The organism is Burkholderia diffusa (genome assembly GCF_902499115.1).
Lineage (GTDB): Bacteria > Pseudomonadota > Gammaproteobacteria > Burkholderiales > Burkholderiaceae > Burkholderia > Burkholderia diffusa.
Genome location: NZ_CABVPN010000053.1, coordinates 1 through 17,083, shown reverse-complemented (window position 1 = coordinate 17,083; position 17,083 = coordinate 1). Strand labels below are relative to the sequence as shown.

Annotated in this window: 14 protein-coding genes and 1 pseudogene; 11 read left to right on the top strand and 4 right to left on the bottom strand. The window is 58.8% G+C overall.

The annotated features are described in order from the left end of the window. The first annotated feature begins 136 nt into the window (after positions 1–136). The 9 genes from BTE28158_RS31865 (at position 137) to BTE28158_RS31825 (ending at position 7,428) form a co-directional block, all read left to right on the top strand. Positions 137–991, top strand: coding sequence for a hypothetical protein (locus tag BTE28158_RS31865; protein WP_151050842.1), 855 nt, complete (start codon positions 137–139; stop codon positions 989–991). A gap of 45 nt (positions 992–1,036) precedes the next feature. Further along, positions 1,037–1,513 carry a hypothetical protein gene (locus BTE28158_RS31860; RefSeq protein ID WP_151050844.1) on the top strand — a complete coding sequence of 159 codons (477 nt, stop codon included), beginning with the start codon at positions 1,037–1,039 and terminating at the stop codon, positions 1,511–1,513. A 221-nt stretch (positions 1,514–1,734) separates the two neighbouring features. Continuing rightward, positions 1,735–2,547 (top strand): hypothetical protein, encoded by an 813-nt coding sequence (locus BTE28158_RS31855; RefSeq protein WP_151050846.1) that lies wholly within the window; start codon positions 1,735–1,737, stop codon positions 2,545–2,547. Positions 2,548–2,561: 14 nt separating this feature from the next. Next, positions 2,562–2,810 carry a hypothetical protein gene (locus tag BTE28158_RS31850; RefSeq protein WP_151050848.1) on the top strand — a complete coding sequence of 83 codons (249 nt, stop codon included), beginning with the start codon at positions 2,562–2,564 and terminating at the stop codon, positions 2,808–2,810. Between the two features lie 26 nt (positions 2,811–2,836). Next, positions 2,837–3,739: an FRG domain-containing protein gene (locus BTE28158_RS31845; protein ID WP_151050851.1), complete on the top strand. Its 903-nt coding sequence runs from the start codon at positions 2,837–2,839 to the stop codon at positions 3,737–3,739. Between the two features lie 772 nt (positions 3,740–4,511). Continuing rightward, positions 4,512–4,883, top strand: a complete 372-nt coding sequence (locus tag BTE28158_RS31840; protein WP_151050857.1) for a hypothetical protein — start codon at positions 4,512–4,514, stop codon at positions 4,881–4,883. A 115-nt stretch (positions 4,884–4,998) separates the two neighbouring features. Then, a complete protein-coding gene (locus tag BTE28158_RS31835) occupies positions 4,999–5,703 on the top strand; it encodes a hypothetical protein (protein WP_151050859.1) in 705 nt (234 codons plus the stop codon). Positions 5,704–6,161: 458 nt separating this feature from the next. Then, entirely contained in the window at positions 6,162–6,392 is a 231-nt protein-coding gene (locus BTE28158_RS31830) for a hypothetical protein (RefSeq protein ID WP_244108037.1), read from the top strand. A gap of 218 nt (positions 6,393–6,610) precedes the next feature. After that, a protein-coding gene (locus BTE28158_RS31825; protein ID WP_151050863.1) for an IS5 family transposase occupies positions 6,611–7,428 on the top strand; the annotation gives its coding sequence in 2 pieces (ribosomal slippage) (positions 6,611–6,959 and positions 6,959–7,428; 819 coding nt in all). Between the two features lie 142 nt (positions 7,429–7,570). Here the strand turns inward: BTE28158_RS31825 and BTE28158_RS31820 are convergent. After that, positions 7,571–9,060, bottom strand: a pseudogene (locus BTE28158_RS31820) (ISNCY family transposase). Positions 9,061–9,355: 295 nt separating this feature from the next. On the opposite strand from BTE28158_RS31820, the gene BTE28158_RS31815 reads away from it, so the two are divergent. Then, positions 9,356–10,177 carry a hypothetical protein gene (locus BTE28158_RS31815; RefSeq protein ID WP_151050865.1) on the top strand — a complete coding sequence of 274 codons (822 nt, stop codon included), beginning with the start codon at positions 9,356–9,358 and terminating at the stop codon, positions 10,175–10,177. A gap of 105 nt (positions 10,178–10,282) precedes the next feature. On the opposite strand, the gene BTE28158_RS31810 is transcribed toward BTE28158_RS31815, so the two are convergent. From BTE28158_RS31810 to BTE28158_RS31800, 3 genes are all read right to left on the bottom strand, one after another. Beyond that, a complete protein-coding gene (locus BTE28158_RS31810) occupies positions 10,283–11,026 on the bottom strand; it encodes a hypothetical protein (protein WP_151050867.1) in 744 nt (247 codons plus the stop codon). Between the two features lie 78 nt (positions 11,027–11,104). Further along, positions 11,105–11,518 (bottom strand): phage integrase family protein, encoded by a 414-nt coding sequence (locus BTE28158_RS33030; protein ID WP_338084189.1) that lies wholly within the window; start codon positions 11,516–11,518, stop codon positions 11,105–11,107. A gap of 377 nt (positions 11,519–11,895) precedes the next feature. Then, on the bottom strand, positions 11,896–15,516 hold the full coding sequence (locus tag BTE28158_RS31800) for an SIR2 family protein (protein WP_151050869.1): 3,621 nt from the start codon (positions 15,514–15,516) through the stop codon (positions 11,896–11,898). Positions 15,517–16,702: 1,186 nt separating this feature from the next. Here BTE28158_RS31800 and BTE28158_RS31795 point away from each other — a divergent pair. Then, entirely contained in the window at positions 16,703–17,017 is a 315-nt protein-coding gene (locus BTE28158_RS31795; RefSeq protein WP_151050871.1) for a contractile injection system protein, VgrG/Pvc8 family, read from the top strand. Positions 17,018–17,083 lie beyond the last annotated feature (66 nt).

Genomic DNA, 17,083 nt, shown 5'->3' with positions numbered 1-17,083 from the left:
TCCTTGCGTTTGCGTGGCATAAAAGTGGCTCCTTGGCCGTCAGTTTATGCCTCACACACAAAAGACTGGATAGGCTCTCCTCAACTGAAATGCCGTGATTTAATCCGAAAACCATAGGCTACGAGGCCCATCTCTGATGATCACCGACTTTCGATTCACATCGAATTTTCTCAACAGTCACGTCTTCATCATCGATGGGCTGACATTTGGCGAATTGCAAACGGGCCGCCAACTCTACGAGGATCTGCTTGACCTCGGATACAACGAGGCCACCTCCGCGGCCGTCGAGTATCGGAGAGTTGCAAGTAGCGGAGAGTTGCTACAGGCTCTTGGGGAGATAGCGGAATACGCCCGGCTTGGTTGCAAGCCCATCATCCATTTCGAATGCCATGGTGATGCCGATGAAGGTCTGCAGATCGGCGACTCGCGAGACACGGTCAGTTGGGAGGCGATCGAACCGCTACTCAGGCGGATCAACCTAGCAAGCAAATGCAATCTGGGCGTTGTGATGGCTGCATGCTACGGTTTGTACGCGATTACGCCGCTCAAGATTCACCGGCCTACGCCCTTTTACTTCTTGATTGGCCCGCAAGACCAAGTGACAGCGGGGACCTTGCGGCAGGAGATGTCCGCCTTCTACCAAACCTTATTTCGAACTGGGAATCTGGATGCCGCGCTCGCCTGTGTTCCATCCTGCCACCCGTATCACGCCGAGCGTTTCCTAGCAGTGAGTTTTGGGAAATATCTCAAGCGTGGCTGTATCGGTGACGCGCGGCTCAAGCGCGTAGAGACTGTTCTCACCCAACTCATTTGGGGGGGAGGAATACAAAATCGCTCGCAGATGAGAGCTGCCCGTAAGGTGCTTAAGCAGCGAACAAAGGCAGATGCGAACGGGCCGGCATTCACGCGCTACGCGAAAACGTTCTTGGCAGGGCGTAGTTGCTCGTTCACTTTTGAGCAACTACTACTATGGGTGAAGGCGGGAGGGTAACGGTTCTTCGATGCTTCTATAGGAAAACGAGATGGGACCTCTGACATGACGAAAGACGAAGACGAGCGCACGACAGCAGTCGGGTTGGCGCGGTACGCTTATGAATACATCGCCGCGGCGCGGCTCGTCGATAGCGATCATGCGGAGAAGCACGCAGGGGAGCAAATTTCGCCAGTGACAGCCTACTTCCTCGTGTACCACGGCATCGAACTCACGCTGAAGGCTTACCTTCGACACACAGGAGTGACGGTCCGTGTGTTGAGATCTGCAAAGTACGGGCATGACTTGCATGCCTGCTATCGCAAAGCGAAGGAAGAGGGCCTGCTCGATATCTTCAACGAGACACCGGACGATAGAAGCGCAATGCAAATGCTTGTTGGCTTGAATGTCGGACATGGCCTCCGATATATCCAAACCGGGATGAAGCAATTTCCCGTTTGGTCAATTGTCGAGCCATTGGCGGTCAGGCTTCACCAGGCGGTGGCGCATCTGGTTGGATACCGTTCCTTCCTGGTGGCGTAGGAGAATGCCAAAGCGAGTGACGAGCTGCACAGTGATGATGTGCTCGCGACACAGCTTGAATCGCTCGCGCGAGCGCTCAACGATCAGCCGAAAGAATAGGAAAACGCCGGCTCAGCCGGCACGGGAAAATCGAGAGCACGAGCGACATGAATCCATTCACTGCCCCTCGCATAGTGACAGCAGGTAACGGGTCGGTCACCGAGGCGGGAACCAGCGACTCCATGAAATTGCTGCACTTGACTGTGCAGCTGATCGAATCTCAGGCGGACAAGATGATCCCGGTCGGGCTGTTGTGGATGAACGATGCGCAGGTGTTGGCGCGCAAGTTCTACTACCACCTCGCGTCGCTACACGTACTGGTGCAGCCAGTCGAGGTCGTGATGCCGCAGGGTTCGGCCGTACACATTGACCACGGTTCGGTGCTGATTCTGGCGCGGGCCGCCTTGGAGACCTATCTTACGTTTGCTCACGTGTTTGGCTGTAGCGATGCCGACCTCCGAGAATTTCGCCATATGACGTGGCATTGCGCGGGCCTACTGGACCGACAGGAGTGGCGGGCGAGTGCGCGGAAAGCAGAGAATAAGCAGAAGTTAGTGGATGAAAGGGCGGTCGTCGACAGGCTGCGCGCCGCTATGCAGGCTCATGGCGGGTGGGCACAGCAACCCGAGAAGGAGCGCAAAGCCTTGCTGAAGGGGGACTGGCGCGCGGGGCGCGGATGGACTGCGATCGGTGTCGAGGCGGGTTTTCATCCCGTTCACATCCGCGAACTCTATAGCTATCTGTGTGGCTACTCGCATGCGAGCTGGCTGAGCATCCTGCAGGTCCGGGACGCGTTCGAGCTCGCCCAGCAAGCCACCATGGCCGCGACGTCCGTGAGTACTGCATGCGTGCTGATGAGTTTCTTCGTGCATCACTACGTCGCACTCTTCCCCGAGGCTGAGCAAGTCCTCACTGCGCAGCCAGCAGCGGCCGCGCTGGTAAAGAAGTGGCATCTGGATGCCGCACGTATGGCTGACCATTATGAGAGCGATTAAGAGAGAAAAACAACATGGACCTTATTGGGTGGGGAATTGGTATCGCAGGCATTCTCGTAGGGGTCTACGGTGTTGTCGATGCACGCCGAGAACGAAGCAAGCGTGACAAAGCGGTAGTCGTTGTGAACCGTCTCGTGGGGCGGTTGAATGGCTTGCTGATCGGGCTGAAACCGTCGTTGGCCAGTGATGCCCGGGCTACTGCGGCCGCCGACGATGGGCTGGAGGCGATCAAACTGGCTCGCGACGACCTCGATCGGATTTAGTCACACACCAAGGAAAACTGGAAGCGATGAAGAAGGAAGAGAATACGGCCGATCATGGCCTGACCGAGTCATCTTTGGCCGAAACCGTCTCCGGGGAGCCGAAGAAGAGGTCTTATCGCCACACGCAGCATCTGCGCGACGTATGCACCCTCGCGGAGTTCCTGCATGAAGTCACAAATCGAGTTGATGACCCGCTCTGGCCAGAGGATCCGCAGGTACTGTTTCGCGGGCATCGCACCGCGGAGCATACGTTGATACCGGGCATCGCACGGCCACAGGTTTTTGACCTTACGCCAGGCATCGAGCAATCGATGCTCAGTGACTTCAAACGACGTGCACTGCCGTATCTGAATTTTCCCCACGCAGAGCTGAGCGATCTGGAGTGGCTGGCGATTGCGCAACACCATGGCATGGCGACACGTCTGCTTGACTGGTCTGGCAGCGCCTTGGCTGCGCTATGGTTCGCGGTACAAGCGCCCGCCGAGCCGGGTGGCCACGGCGCGGTCTGGATGTTGACCTATGACCCACCGGTCACAGTACTGTCCCCTAATAGCGCGCAACCGTTCCGTGTTAGCCGCACGGGGGTGGTCTACCCGAGCCATGTTTCGCCGAGAATCACTGCGCAGGAAGGCTACTTCACCCTGCATAGAAGCTATCCAGGCGACAACGACACGCTGAGATTTCAGCCGCTGGAGTGTGAGGACGACTACTGGCAGCGTTTGCAGTACGTGACGATTCCGGCCGAAGCCTTCGCCCGCATGCGCTTGGATCTTGCTAAAGCGGGTGTGACGCCTGCCACGCTCTTCCCAGATCTCGATGGCCTGGCCAGGCACATGAACTGCAAATACCTGTTCCAGCAGGACGAACGCGATCATCATCTGCTTCCAGCCAGCTTCAACGCCGCCGCCATCGGAAACCAAGACCAATGAGAACCGCCGCATACATCGTTGCGCTTATTTCAGTGCTTGCATATGGTTGCAACCAGCATCAAGCGTCCGACGACGCAAAAGAGTCGCAGTTGGCGGCCGCTCGTGCCGCGAACGAAGAGATTCAGATGGCGATCGCCGCGAGCAAATGTGGCGACTCTGGAGAGCCGCAAGGACTGTGTACGCACCTGAAGCGAGCGCAAGCAGACGTCGACAACACGATATATCGCATAAACGGCGGTCAGGAATAAACGCAGCGGAAAACGTCGGCGAGGGTCGGCGACAGGAAAAAAGCAGATGTCACAGACATACGGAAGCCAAGTCTTCGGTCCGGTGTATGACGTTGTCGTGCCGGTGATAATGGCTGCCGCGTTCATCTACTTTGGCGTCCGAGCACGAGGCATGACGGCGGATGAACGCGCGAAGTTGCCGCGAATCATTGGGAACTGGAAGGCTTGTCTCTTTTTCGCGGTACTGTCGATGTTGATGGCGATCGCCAGATGCATTCGGGGATGAGATTGCACGCGATGAAAAGGCAGGCGCTTATCGGGTTTTTATTTCACGACGCGGCTCTGCCGCTTGTGCTACTCGCTGCCTGGTACGGTGTCGCAACGTATCGCGGCGGCCGCATTCGTACGAAAGCCGGGCAGGTTCTTTCGCGGGAAGAAACGCCAACGAGATTCTGGTCGGAAGTTGTGGGGGCCTAGCTGTCGCGATCGTCCTCGCGCTGACAGGTTCGCTGTATCTAATCGGAAGGCCATAGGAAAACGAGCTCATGGGATACGACGTTCACATCACGCGTAAAGCGAATTGGTTCGACGACGAACCGCAGATCGACATTGACGAGTGGCGGGATCTTGTAGCATCGGACGAAGAAATGCGCCTCGACGGATACGCCGAAGCCAAGGTCGGCAGCGGAGCAGTCCTTCGCGTGGAAAGCGAAGGGCTGGCCGTATGGGTGGCGTATTCGGGCCATGCAGCCAACGGGAACATGGCGTGGTTTGATTTCGGCAGAGGTGACGTTGTCGTCAAGAATCCCGATGCCGAAATACTCGCCAAAATGTGGGAGATCGCCCAGAAGCTCGGTGCGCGGGTGCAGGGCGACGACTGCGAATTGTATGGTGCGGATGGAAACGTCGTTGCGTAGCAACCCAGCGATGACGAAGCGCTGCCCGCATTACGGCCGTCCGGTGCCGTGCAGCACTAGCAAATGGTATTGGTGCAGTTACTGCTAGAACGGAACGATACGTTAGGAAAATTGAATGGGACTTGACTGGAACCCGCTCGGAAAATCCAAGCCTGGGGCGGAAGTAGAGTATTACAGTCGTCTTGGCCAACTCGGAACGGCCAAGGACTGGATGCAGCCCGTGCCGTTTGCCTTCTCACCGGTCGACAAGACCGAAGGGGAAGATGTTCGACGTCGCTTTTTCGAGCTCCAGATCTCTCCCTATGAGACCTTGAATCCGCCGCGCTGTGGCTACGACCACGAGGCCGATAACTGGATACGCTCGAAGTACGAAGATGCACCAAACAAGCCTCCGACGGTCGAGGAATGGGTCCGGTCGTTCAATGGCTACTGGGTGATGGCGCTGCTGCCTGATAGCGACGGCCTGCCTTTCTATAGCAACGCTCCGCTCGGCGGCCAATGGGAGCGATGGAGTTTCCGTGCACAGTTCTTTCGTGATTGTGAGGATGTGCTGGGCGAGCAATTGCTCCACGAAGCTTGGCTCAACCATCTCCCGGACCAACTCGCAGATTATGGCCGTCGGCTGATGAACTGCGCCGGTGCCTTTGCGGCAACTCATGGCGTGAGACATGTCCTAAACATGCGCGCTTATCCTGCAGACAATCAGGATTACAGCACCGTCGAGGGCAGCCCGGCATGCAAGGCGCATATCATTGCGTCCGCAGCCCGATGGGCGGTGTTCTGGTCGTCGCGCGGGCACGGCATGATTGCCGACTATTAGACAACTGGCTGTGGTGATTGACCGCCGAAAACTGGGAGCATAGGCATGCCGTTGTGGGCGGTGACGCGAAAGTCTCTCGATGGTCGTGGAGGAGAGCCCGGAACGACGTGGGCGGTAGGAGTTGAACCGCTGAACGATGGAAGCTTTTTTCTGATGCGATACGAATCCATCGAACATGCCCTTCCGACTTCGGAGCACTGGTATGCCACACTCGGCGAAGTGTTCGATGAGGGCGAGCGGGTGTACGGGGTAGAGCGGACAGATTGGCAGCAGCGCGAGTGCTTGCCGGGTCACCCTTGCCGGACATGTGGGCGCTCGCTTGACCAACCTGCAGATCCGCTGAGCGTGAACTGCGGTGGCGACTGCCTAGCCTGCATGGCCGAATGCGGCGACCCTGACTGCGTTGAAGCTGTCGAAGCGCTAAAGCGTGCTGGCAAGCTTTGAAATCGAAAACTTCGGTGATCTATCTCGATGAAGCGCGCCGTTGGCGTGAACAATGCAACTACGTCGGCAAGGGAGGCGTGGTGGTGCTGTTTCAAGGGGAGGTGCAGGGTTGGGTGAATGAGTTGCGCAACCACGAACACTGGCAACCTGGCTGCGTTGCGGTGGACGAGCAAGGCCACAGCTCGACCATCGCCGGCAACGAACGCGATGGGGCGCTCATGTGGCTGCCCAACGATCCCATCTAGGAGAACGGGGAAAGCAGGATGGAGATGCTCAAGGCACATTGTCCGCGATGTGACGGTGAACGTAATTGCAGCGTTCACGGCATGCTCGACGAGCCGGCAAGCTTACCGAGGTCCAAACGCGACATTTCTAAGAGACGGTTTCAAAAAGGCTGTTTGGGGCTGTTAACTTGTGCGGCGAGCTGTTAACCTCAGGCATCGGAACAACCGAGGCCGAGGAGATGGGCAAGCCGATCATCGACGATGAATTGTGGACACTGATCGAGCCGTTACTGCCGCCAGCCAAGCCGCGGCGCGAGAAGAATCCGGGCCGCCTGCCTGTTTCGAATCGCGCCGCGCTGACCGGTATCTTGTTCGCTCTCAAGACCGGACTTCGCTGGCGCGACCTGCCCGCCGAGATGGGATGCGGCTCGGGCGTGACGTGTTGGCGACGGCTACGCGATTGGCAGGCTGCAGGCGTGTGGGACCGCTTGCACGAACTGCTGCTGGCGAAGCTGCGAGCAGCAGACCAGATCGACTTCTCGCGAGCCGCTGTCGATTCATCATCGATTCGCGCCGTTGGGGCGGGCCAAAAACTGGGCCAAACCCTACCGATCGTGCGCGACCCGGTTCCATGCACCACATCGTCACCGACGCTAACGGCACCCCGCTTGCCGCGATCCTGACCGGCGCGAACGTCCACGACGTCACGCAACTGCTGCCGCTGATCGACGCGATTCCGCCGATTCGCGGATTGCGCGGCCACCCGCTGCAGAGACCGCGCGTTGTCTACGCCGATCGCGGTTACGACTCCGAGCGACATCGACGAGCATTGCGCAATCGCGGTATCGAGCCGGTGATCGCCAAGCGCCGTACCGAACATGGCAGCGGCCTGGGCAAATATCGCTGGGTCGTCGAACGCACACATGCCTGGTTGCATCACTTCCGTCGCCTCCGGATTCGTTTCGAGCGTCGCGCCGACATTCACGGGGCGTTCCTCAAACTCGGTTGCTGCCTGATTTGCTGGAATACCCTCCGGCGCGCCGAACAGCCTTTATGAAACCGTCTCTAAATGGCTAGAACACGACATTTCTAAAAAGCTACTACAATCAATGTCAAAGCCATTCTCAAATGTCCGCCTCTCGGCTAAGTTGAAATGTCCGGGTTTACGGGCTTGATGCTTGTTTGTCTTGGGTTATAGATCACGCAGTGTCGAAGAGCTGATCCTGAACGGGCAGGGTGCTTACGCTTGCGTCACTGCCCCTCGCAGACCGACGGCCAGGTTTGCGCGCGGGCTGTTGGACCTGTCTGCGTTCGGCGAGATCCACGATCACTTTCTCGACATCGGTCTGCGTGAACTCACGCTGCTTCTTTTGGTTCGGCTGAGTGGTGTTGCGATTCGTCTTAGTCGAATCGCCTCGATGCGTTCGAGACGGTGCCTTACCGATTCGGCTGTTATCGCGTTGCGCCTGAAGCGCTTGCGCGATCTGTAGTACGTGACTCAGACGCTTGTGTTCGACGATGGCACCTTGATCGATTTCGGCCAGCCGGTCGTACTGCCTGCAGGGCAACACACGACCCTCCGTTCGGAGTTCGATGCGCCCATCCGGGTACTCCCAAACCTCGATCGTTCGATCAATCAGTTGCCGATTCTCCGGCGTATCGTCCAGCAAATACATCACGCGGTCGTACTGCACCGTGAGCGACTTCGTCACTTTCCGCGGCTCGCGCCACGTCAGCACCAAGTCAAGACTCTCATCGGCCCGCAGCGGCCGGTGCGCATTGAAATCGCTCTTCGGCGGCTTCGCAAAACGTGTGTTGTAAGCGGCGATGAAGGAGGGCGCGTAAGCGTTGGCATCGGCACTGTGTTGATCCCGCGCAGTCGTAGCTCCTTGACCAAGCGATCCTGCAACGTCAGATGTGCTCGCTCGACTCGCCCCTTGGCCGGACTGCTGTTCGCGCAGAACGTGTCGATGTTCAGCTCGTACATCGCGCGGCCGAAGTGCGTTACCCGATTACCAGTCTTGCCTGGCGTTACGTTGCGGAACACGCTGTACTTGTCGCTATAGAACGCCCCCGGCTTGCCGTGGCACTCGATATACATTCGCGTCGCCTCGAAGTAGCTGAACGTCGATTCGGTCTGCGTGAAGTGCAGCATCATCAGCCGACTCGTCGCATCGTCGACGTACACCAGCAACGTGCAGGCCGGCGCCCGATCCTCGAACCATCGATGGTCACTGCCGTCGATCTGGATCAGTTCACCCAGGCATGCCCGACGCGCTCGCGGCTGGTAGACCTTGGGCGGGCGTTGCCGGCGCGGCACCCAGAGGCCAGCGTCGGTCATCAGCTTGCGGACCGTTTCCTTGGCCAGCCGAATGTTGTGGCATTCGTACAGCTTCTCGCAGGCCAGCGTCGGACCGAAGTCCGCGTAGCGATCCCGGATGATTGACAGCACCCGATCAGCCGTCATGCTATCCAATCGGTTGTTGCTGGGCTTCGCGCGCCGTTGCGACACGAGACCTTGCGGCCCGTGATCACGCAATCGGCCGACCAGTCGCCGGATCTGCCGCGTCGTCAGCCCGAGTCGCTCGGCCGCGCGCCACGGCTGAAGCTTGCCGTCCGCGACGTCCTGAATGACCTTGAACCTGTCCAGCTCGCGCATCGTCATCGTGATCCGTTCCGTCGCTGCCATCGAAGCCTCCAGCGCTGGATTCCCAGCGGCCGATCAGCTTACGATGGGTCGAAAAACGGACATTTGAACTTAGCCAGAAGCGGACATTACAACTTAGCCGCCACAACTGAAATTATCGATAATGTTAATTATGTCAAGTCTTTGGGTACCCGGCGACTCCGCTTTGGAAGTGGAGTTGGTCGTATCGCGCCACGGCCCCGTGAACAGCTCTCTTCGAAAAAAAACGGTTGGCGGGGCCGCCGGGGGTTCAGATTATGATGATACATTGAACCGATAAAATCATGAATACATCGTCATGACCTCCCTAATTGCATGGCTTGCGGCCGATATGAAAAAGGAAGGCCCACAGATTTCGGGCATTACAATGGCGTCCGACAGTCGCATCTCGTTTCCAGACCGCCCGCCCGAAGACGACTGCACCAAGTTGTACGCCTCGGCGCATCGGCCCGAAATCCTTGGATACGTTGGTGAGGTTGACCTTGCACAGCCCGTTGCATCGAGCTTCATTACAGAGTCGCTTATTCCGGGGAGCGAATTCGATCCCCATGCTCGCTTGGTTAGGCTCACGACGTTACTCGAAGCTCGCCGCGCGGAGCTGAATTGGACTTGTCTCGACACCACGCTTCTCTATGCAGCTAGGACTGGCGTCGGGATGAAGAAGAGCACGTTCCATCTCTTTTCGCTATCGTGGACCGAGTCGGACGGAAAAGTGCAAGCCACATATTTCCCGGTTGAACATACGAAGCCGAGCATGGTCGTCGAACTCAGTGGAACGGGACGTGCATCCGTTAAATATTGGCAGGAAAAGTGGTCAAAAGCGACGCCAGACCTTCACTACACCCGCCATTTCTTTTCCGCTTTCTGCGACTCGATCTGGAGCGGTAGGGATACGTTCTCCGGTGGCGTCCCTCAAGTCGCCGTGGTTCGCCGGACAAAAAATGGGCAGCCTATCGGCTTCGTCAACGAAACAGGTACCTATCTCAAAGGGCGCCTTCTAGCGCCCCCATACCCCTCTGATCTTGAATTTGTCAACGAAAATTATCAGTTCGTTGATAGTCAAGGCAATCCCACGGGCAAGCGGCGATTTCGTCCGCATGAAGCTCCAAGGCGAAAGTAGGTTCGACAATTATCGGCCGCAGCATACATCTCAGGAAATCGCACTCGCCGAACAGCATGTAACCAACACGACGGCGCGTCGGTTTGATGCCGTTGACGTAGATGCTCAGCTCGGCGCGCCACCGGCAACATTCTCGTCGATCGACCTGATCTCGCTCGGCCTCAGTCTCCATGCCTGGATCAAGTCATAGAGCTCGGCGTTGGCAAGCGGATCGGACAGGCTCATCAGCATCTGCCCGTCATAACGCGGGCGCCGCTCGGATTCGAGCATGCGTCGCAAGATCCGAGCCTCATACTCCGAGAAGAAATCTGCAAGTTCACTCGCTGAAAAAATCGACTCGCGTTCATCTCCACGATACGCGTGCGGATCTACCCAGGTCAGATCCCTCAGGCGTGCCCAGTCATAGAACCTGAGGTCCCAGAGCGCACTGTCCGTGCGGCGGTGATCGGCCACCGCATCGTAAAAGTGGAGAGTCTTCTGGTTTAGCTCGTCGCCAAGCCGATTCCCGTCTTTAGGCTCCAGTGTCCCAGCAAAGCAGTCCATGAGCGCCCGTGCGATTTCCATCGCCACACGGAGCGGCGCTGCCTTTGCCGGTGCTGAGTAACGCGTCGATTCCTTCACATAATCAGTCGTCAAGTCAAACTCGACCATCACCGCTCGCGCAGCCCCGATCACGTTATCGCGTGACACCTCGTCGCTGATCGCACCTGTGAACCTTCTCACGGCGTAATCCAGTCTTTCGATCCGCTCGGCGAAATCGGGGCCTACCCGCGCTTCGTCGTATTCGATCAGACGGCCGCCAATTCTCAATGTCTTGGAGCGCCACGACGACCGTGCTAGTTGATTCATATCATTTCCTCTTTTCGGGCAAACCCAGTTCGAAGCTTGCGATCCTCAACCGTAGCAATGCGACGATCGTCATGCAACCTACGACCGTGCATGCGATCGTGTACCCCGACTACGCTCGACCATGGGTCCAGTCGCTATCGATCCGCCTGCCGCACCAGCGGTGCGAGTGTGATACCTCGCGCATTCCGGTCGCGCCCGTTTCTGTTCCGCGGTCACATAGATCGCGGTGGACTGCAGCGACACGTGCCAGAGGTCCGGCAGTTGGTCGATCAGGCGCTCGAGCGTGCGCGTGACGACCCGGCGTGCCGCGCGTGGCGTATAGCCGGCGAGGCGCTGCGCCGCACGGAACCAGCGAAGGCGCCGCGCGCGGATCAGCGCAAGCAGCTCGGCGAACGTGGTCGCGCTGGCGGCCGCAAGCCGCGCGACGAGCTTGGCGTCGAACCAATCGTCGAGCATGTGCTCCGGCTGCGGCGCCTCGACGAGCCTGGCCACCATGCGCGCCAGTGCGGCGTCCTGCCGCTCGCGCAGGCGCCGATTGCGCGCGACTTTGCGATCGAGCGCGGGCGACGATGCCGGCGGATAGGTCTCGACGTACAGCGCGACGAGCTCGCGCTCGTTGTAGACCGCGTCCGATCCACAGCGTCACGAAACGCCTCGAGCGTCCGCACGGCCTGCCCTGCCCCGGCGTGCGCATTGCGCCGCAGGCTGCCGGGTTTCAGGCGTAGCAGCTGCGCGGCGGGCGCATCGAACTCCGGCGCGCGGTCGCACCCAGTGCGTCGCAAGCCGCTGGACTCGATGCTCAACGTTGTGCCCGACTTCCATCCGATACATCCGCAGTCAGCGAACCGACGTTACCGCTCGGACTCCAGTCACTCGTACCTGACCACGCGGTTTTGTTCGAGCCACTGGAATCGCCGATCCACCGTCAGCCCCGGTTCCGCATGCCCGATCTGGATAAGGACTTCGGACAAACCGCGAGGTCGCCCCGACGCACCCGGGCCACATAGGAGCCACATGAGTTCGAGACAGGAAGCCGGGAACGATGTCACGGCTTCCGATTGATGCAGAAAGGAGACGCTATTTACGTCGCCTTCAAGAGGCGTCAGAAAATGACGAACGGCATCAAACGCCTGTTCAAATGACGTCCCGGCGCTGACGCATAGCTCTGCAAGCTCTTTGGCCACGGAAGCGCGTTTGAAGCGTACGTCATTGGGCCATATCGATTCTAATACGGGGCCGATAAAGGTGGTCCAGGCATACGCTCGCCCTCCAGGAAGTTGGCCTACCCAGAGCTTGAGAACATTTGCGACGCCGGCGAGCACGGCATGCGGCGCACGCGTGAGGAGGCGCCTGACCTCAAAGGCGCTCAGCGGCGGGCGGCCTGCTCTTGGTCGTGTTCGCCAATTGACAAGGGGATAAAGGATCTTCGACGCAAACAACGGTCCGCCGGAGTCAGCTTTCGACGTCTCGCAGATAGCGCGAAAGAGCGCTCGCTTATACACTCGCGTCCCAATCTCATCGAGTTGTACGCCACCAAGCAGGGTTGCTCGCAAGCTCGCGCCCTCGAGTTCGTCGTTACATAATCGCGTTCGAAACGGTCCGCACGCCAACGCAAAATCGACGCGTAGGACGAAGCCTGCGTTGCGCGCGCACACGCCGCGGCCGAGCCAACCTGCGGCCGTGTCGGATGCGATAACGTCTCGGACACGCTGACGGTCGCGTTCGATGACACCCGCTTTCCCCATCCGCTGATCCATCGAAGTCAACAGCCATTCGACCAGCCGTCCTGATGGTCGGTTAATGACCCGGTCGTAAAACCGCTCCGAGACGTCTTCAGAAACCGGGGGTTCGTGCAGCTCAGCCAGCTTCCACAGTCGATCCCACCACACGCCAACCGCATCGTAGTCGCCCTGGTGGTCCGCGTATCGGCGCAGCAGATAGCTAAGCGGTGACAATTGCTCGGCGAGCCAATCTTCGGTGGCATCCGCGAGGCGCGCAAAAACGCGAGGAACCAGAGCGTCGGCGGTCTCGTTCCTGTCGCTCACAACGACAGTCGCGCTCGCCAGCGCTTGCAGTAGGTCTAGCCAGAGGCCGGCGTTCTTTTGGTCGAGCTCGGCATCGACCAGGGCCTGAAAAGCCGCCGTTGGCTGCGCCGAACAGTACGCGGACCAACTCAGCCGGCTCGTAAAGTCGGGAGCGCTGCGCTGCGTGCGCGCAATATCGAGTCGTTGCTCCGCGTCAGCTTCGAGTAGGGGCGTCGCATCCCCCTGTACCGAAAGGACCCCGGACGAATAGCTTTCGAATAAGTCGGCGTCCTCATAGTCACGATCGAGAAAAGCGTGTCTCATGTGGATAGCAGACAGCACGTCTTGGCCACCCTTTGTCAGAGCACCAGCTTGGCGGATCGCCGTCAGTAAGAGCCAGACGCGGTGATCTCGCGCCTGCTCGCGCCAATCAACTCCCTCTTCTGGCGCGTATTCTGAATAGAGCAGCGGCGACTCATCCAAGATGCGCTTCACAATCTTCTCGACGAGCGAACGCGACACCCCCCTTAGCCGCGCCTGCATGGTAAGCACGAGCTCACGCCGCATCGACCAGAATGCAATGCGCGGGACTTCAAGCACACCCTCAGCTGCCTCATCGTCCGAGAACAGTCGAGCGTCGCGCAGCGCATGAACCCACAATCGCTGGCCCAATACTCCTGGGATTTCAGTCCATGCTCGAGCGAGCGCTCGCGCGTACTCCCGATCTACCAGCGCCAATCTCGAAAAGAGCCCAGTTAGCACGACGCACAGATGAACTGCGCCGTCGTGGTACTCGTTCTGGTCGTGGTCTTCAACACTGGGCACTCCATAGTCTAGTGAATCCCAGTCCTCGGTGACGAGTCCGATCTCTTGGGAAGCGGTGCCCACGGTTATCAACGCCTCGGTGCATAGTCGTGCGAGCCTGCGATCGCGATTCAGCACTTCACCGAGTGCGGTACAAAGTTGGCTGCTGTCACCGTGATCGTCAAGGGTCAGCGATACGGCGACGATATCGCGCACGGACTTCGCGTCCGCCAACGCGCCCTCAACGCCGTCGAACCAATTGCGGGCGCGCAGTTGAATGCGCGGCGTAATCGCCTCGATGGCTCGCCGTAAATCATAGTCGTCGACGAGTGGACTCTGTAGTGCTTGTGCGAGTCGATAGTGATACATCACGACGTCGACACAAGTGGGCACGGTCCGAATGAGCGCCCTCCAGGCCTGCGCCCACGGCCGCGGCATCTTTTCGATGCTCAGCACGAGCCGTTGCTCCAGTTCGTGGGCAAAAGGTTGGCCATAGCGGCTATGCCAGCCAATTGCCGTCTCGAGCCGACTGCGGTCGACCGGCTTCTGACAGCACCAATTCGCCACAATGTGCATGCCATTCGCGTCTGGCCAGAGTCGGGCTGCGTCGAAATGAGCGAACCATGCAGGGTCCGAAATCCATCCCGTGGCCGGCGGCCATAGATCGCCCTTGCCCCGCATCAACCATTCAACTTCGTCACGCTCGCTCTCGCTGGTGTCCGCAAATGCCTTTTGCAAAAGAGCCATGCAACGCGCTCGACGCGCCGTCGCTGGCTGTTCAACGAGGTCGGCCAATCGACCTAGGTCGCGCCAAAGTGCTGCATAAGGATCGTCGCCGTTTCCCGCCCGAAACCCCAACGGCGTGACCGCAATCGTCTCCCATTTCGCCGTAGTTTCGGATGGGTCAGTCTTGTAGGCGTCCAACGCATACACCGTCTGAAGATCTGTAAACCGATCGCGATCGCCTTCAAGCAGATTCAAGAAGTAGCGTACGGGCGCATCGCTCGCGCTATACCCCACAAGAACAAGCGTTTTGCAACGAACCAGATCGAAGAGAAAGCGCGAGGCCCAACCCGAGCGCATGTATGCGTCGCCGTACTCGGCACTGGTGAGCACGATCGGGGTCACCTCGAGTCCGCAAGAAGTATCAGCAATTCGGCCGTGCAAATGGATAACGCCGTGACAGGCTTGCGTGCCAGGAGGTGGCAAGGCCTGGCCGGCAAGGCTTGCTCGCTGGCCGCTACCCTGCCCTTCAAGCTCGTCGAGCGCGCGCTCGAATAAGCCTTCGAAGTTCGTCGTGACGAGCACCACCCGATTATCACGGTCGCGCGAGAGCCGCAGGAGCGTTTTGTGATGTGCCGTATCGGCGACTGGCAACGTGAGTAGATCCGTCACGGCCTCATAAAGACGCGACGGGTTTGCCAGTCGTCGCGAAATTGCCCCAAGCACCTCTTCGTACCGTCTGGCCTCAATCGTGGCGAGCTCGGCTGGGGTGGGTTCCAGCCCCACGCGCGGATAGACCTTTTCTACAAGCGCACCGAACATCGGCAGTTGCGGTGCGCTAACGCCGGCACCGCACAAGAACACAACATCGCCCGCGAGCATGGCATCAACGAGCGTGTATGGGAACGCTGGACCATCGTTTGAAAATTGCAGGCTCACTGATCCTCCTGAGGACACTGATACTTGATTCGACGGGCCGGTGGGGCGGCGATGCGTGGCACTGTAGCAACCCAACTACGCAAATTCCACTTGTGGGTTCTGCGCCGACGCCGAGGCCTCAGTTTTCTTCCGCGAGCCGCGTATGGTACTTCGCGCGCTCGCGCCGGCGCCGCTTCTGTTCGGCCGTCACGTACACTGACGTGGTCTGCAGTGACGCGTGGCCGAGCAGCTGCTGTAAGACGTCGATCTAGCGACCGACAGAGTGCCGAACGTGTGCCGGACCGCATGCGGCGAGAGCCGCGCCAGCGGCCGGCGTTTGGCCTCGGTCAGCTCCGCAAGCTTCTCCTGCGGCTGTGCGACGGCCCATCGCACCAGCCCGCGCGAGCCGCGCACCGAATAGCAGCCGGTGCACCAGCCACTCGAACGCCCGCGCAGCGCACACACCGCGTACCGCTGACTCTTGAGCGACAGGCCGCCCGGTATGCGTACTTTTCATGCGAAATGTGGCGGGTTCAGGGTGACGCCCCGCCTGCAGCAAAGCTTGGCCGCCATTGAGATTTCACGCGGCCTGCTCAATCGCAAGCCCTTGATTTTTTGGGTATTTTCAGACCTAACCGCCATTTCCCGCACGATAAGGACGATCACCCCTCAGGAAACGGCTTGCCAAGCTTGAAGGGGGCTAACCGGAAAAAAGTACGGAAATCAAAAGCGCCCCTCTTAGCGACGCCAACTTGCTGCTCCCATCTTCGGCTGTCGTATCTAGCACCTCAATGCGCTTGCTCGCACGAAGTGGTTCTGCGGCCGTTCACCGCTGACGCAGCCAACACCCGCCTATGAGCGGCCGCGCACAAGGATTTAACACTTTTTAAGTGCCGTCGGCAGTAAACCCGCTATGATCATCACGATTTGATTATCTACCGCGCCCCATTATCCAATTTCGAAGAAATGGGGCGATATCCGAGGGCGGATTAGAGTAGAAATTCGAGATATTCTCGCGACTGTCAGGTTTCTGTCATGTTTGACATAACTGCGAGCGGTCGCGGGGCAAATTGATATATAGGCAGGAAACGGGGCATTAAATTATCGCGATTGTTGCGAAATTCGAAGGAGCGCAAGCGCGCTACGTCGCGATCATCCTTGCGTGAGGTAACCACCGCCCCATCCGAAAACCAAAAGGGCATGCAGTATGGGCCACAGCACGTTATACCAAGCGTTGCGTCTTGGAGACGCACAGTACAACCGCCTCGTGAAGCTAGACACGCCGCTCGGCGTCGACTGGCTACTGCCACTGTACGTCAAGGGATCGTCTAGACTCGGACGTGACTACGAGTTCATTGTGGATACCGTTTCGGCGCGCGGGGCCCAGATCAAACTGGATGCGCTCATCGGCAAGGCGATCACCCTCTGGATTCAGCAATCCGACGGTACGTACATGCCGATTCATGGCTACGTGCACCAATTTAGTCGGACCGGTGCGGATGGCTCGCTAACAGGCCGTTGAAATACCCATCGACCGGATTCAGACCACTCTCGCAAATGACATGAATTCGCTCAACGGCTCGGCAAT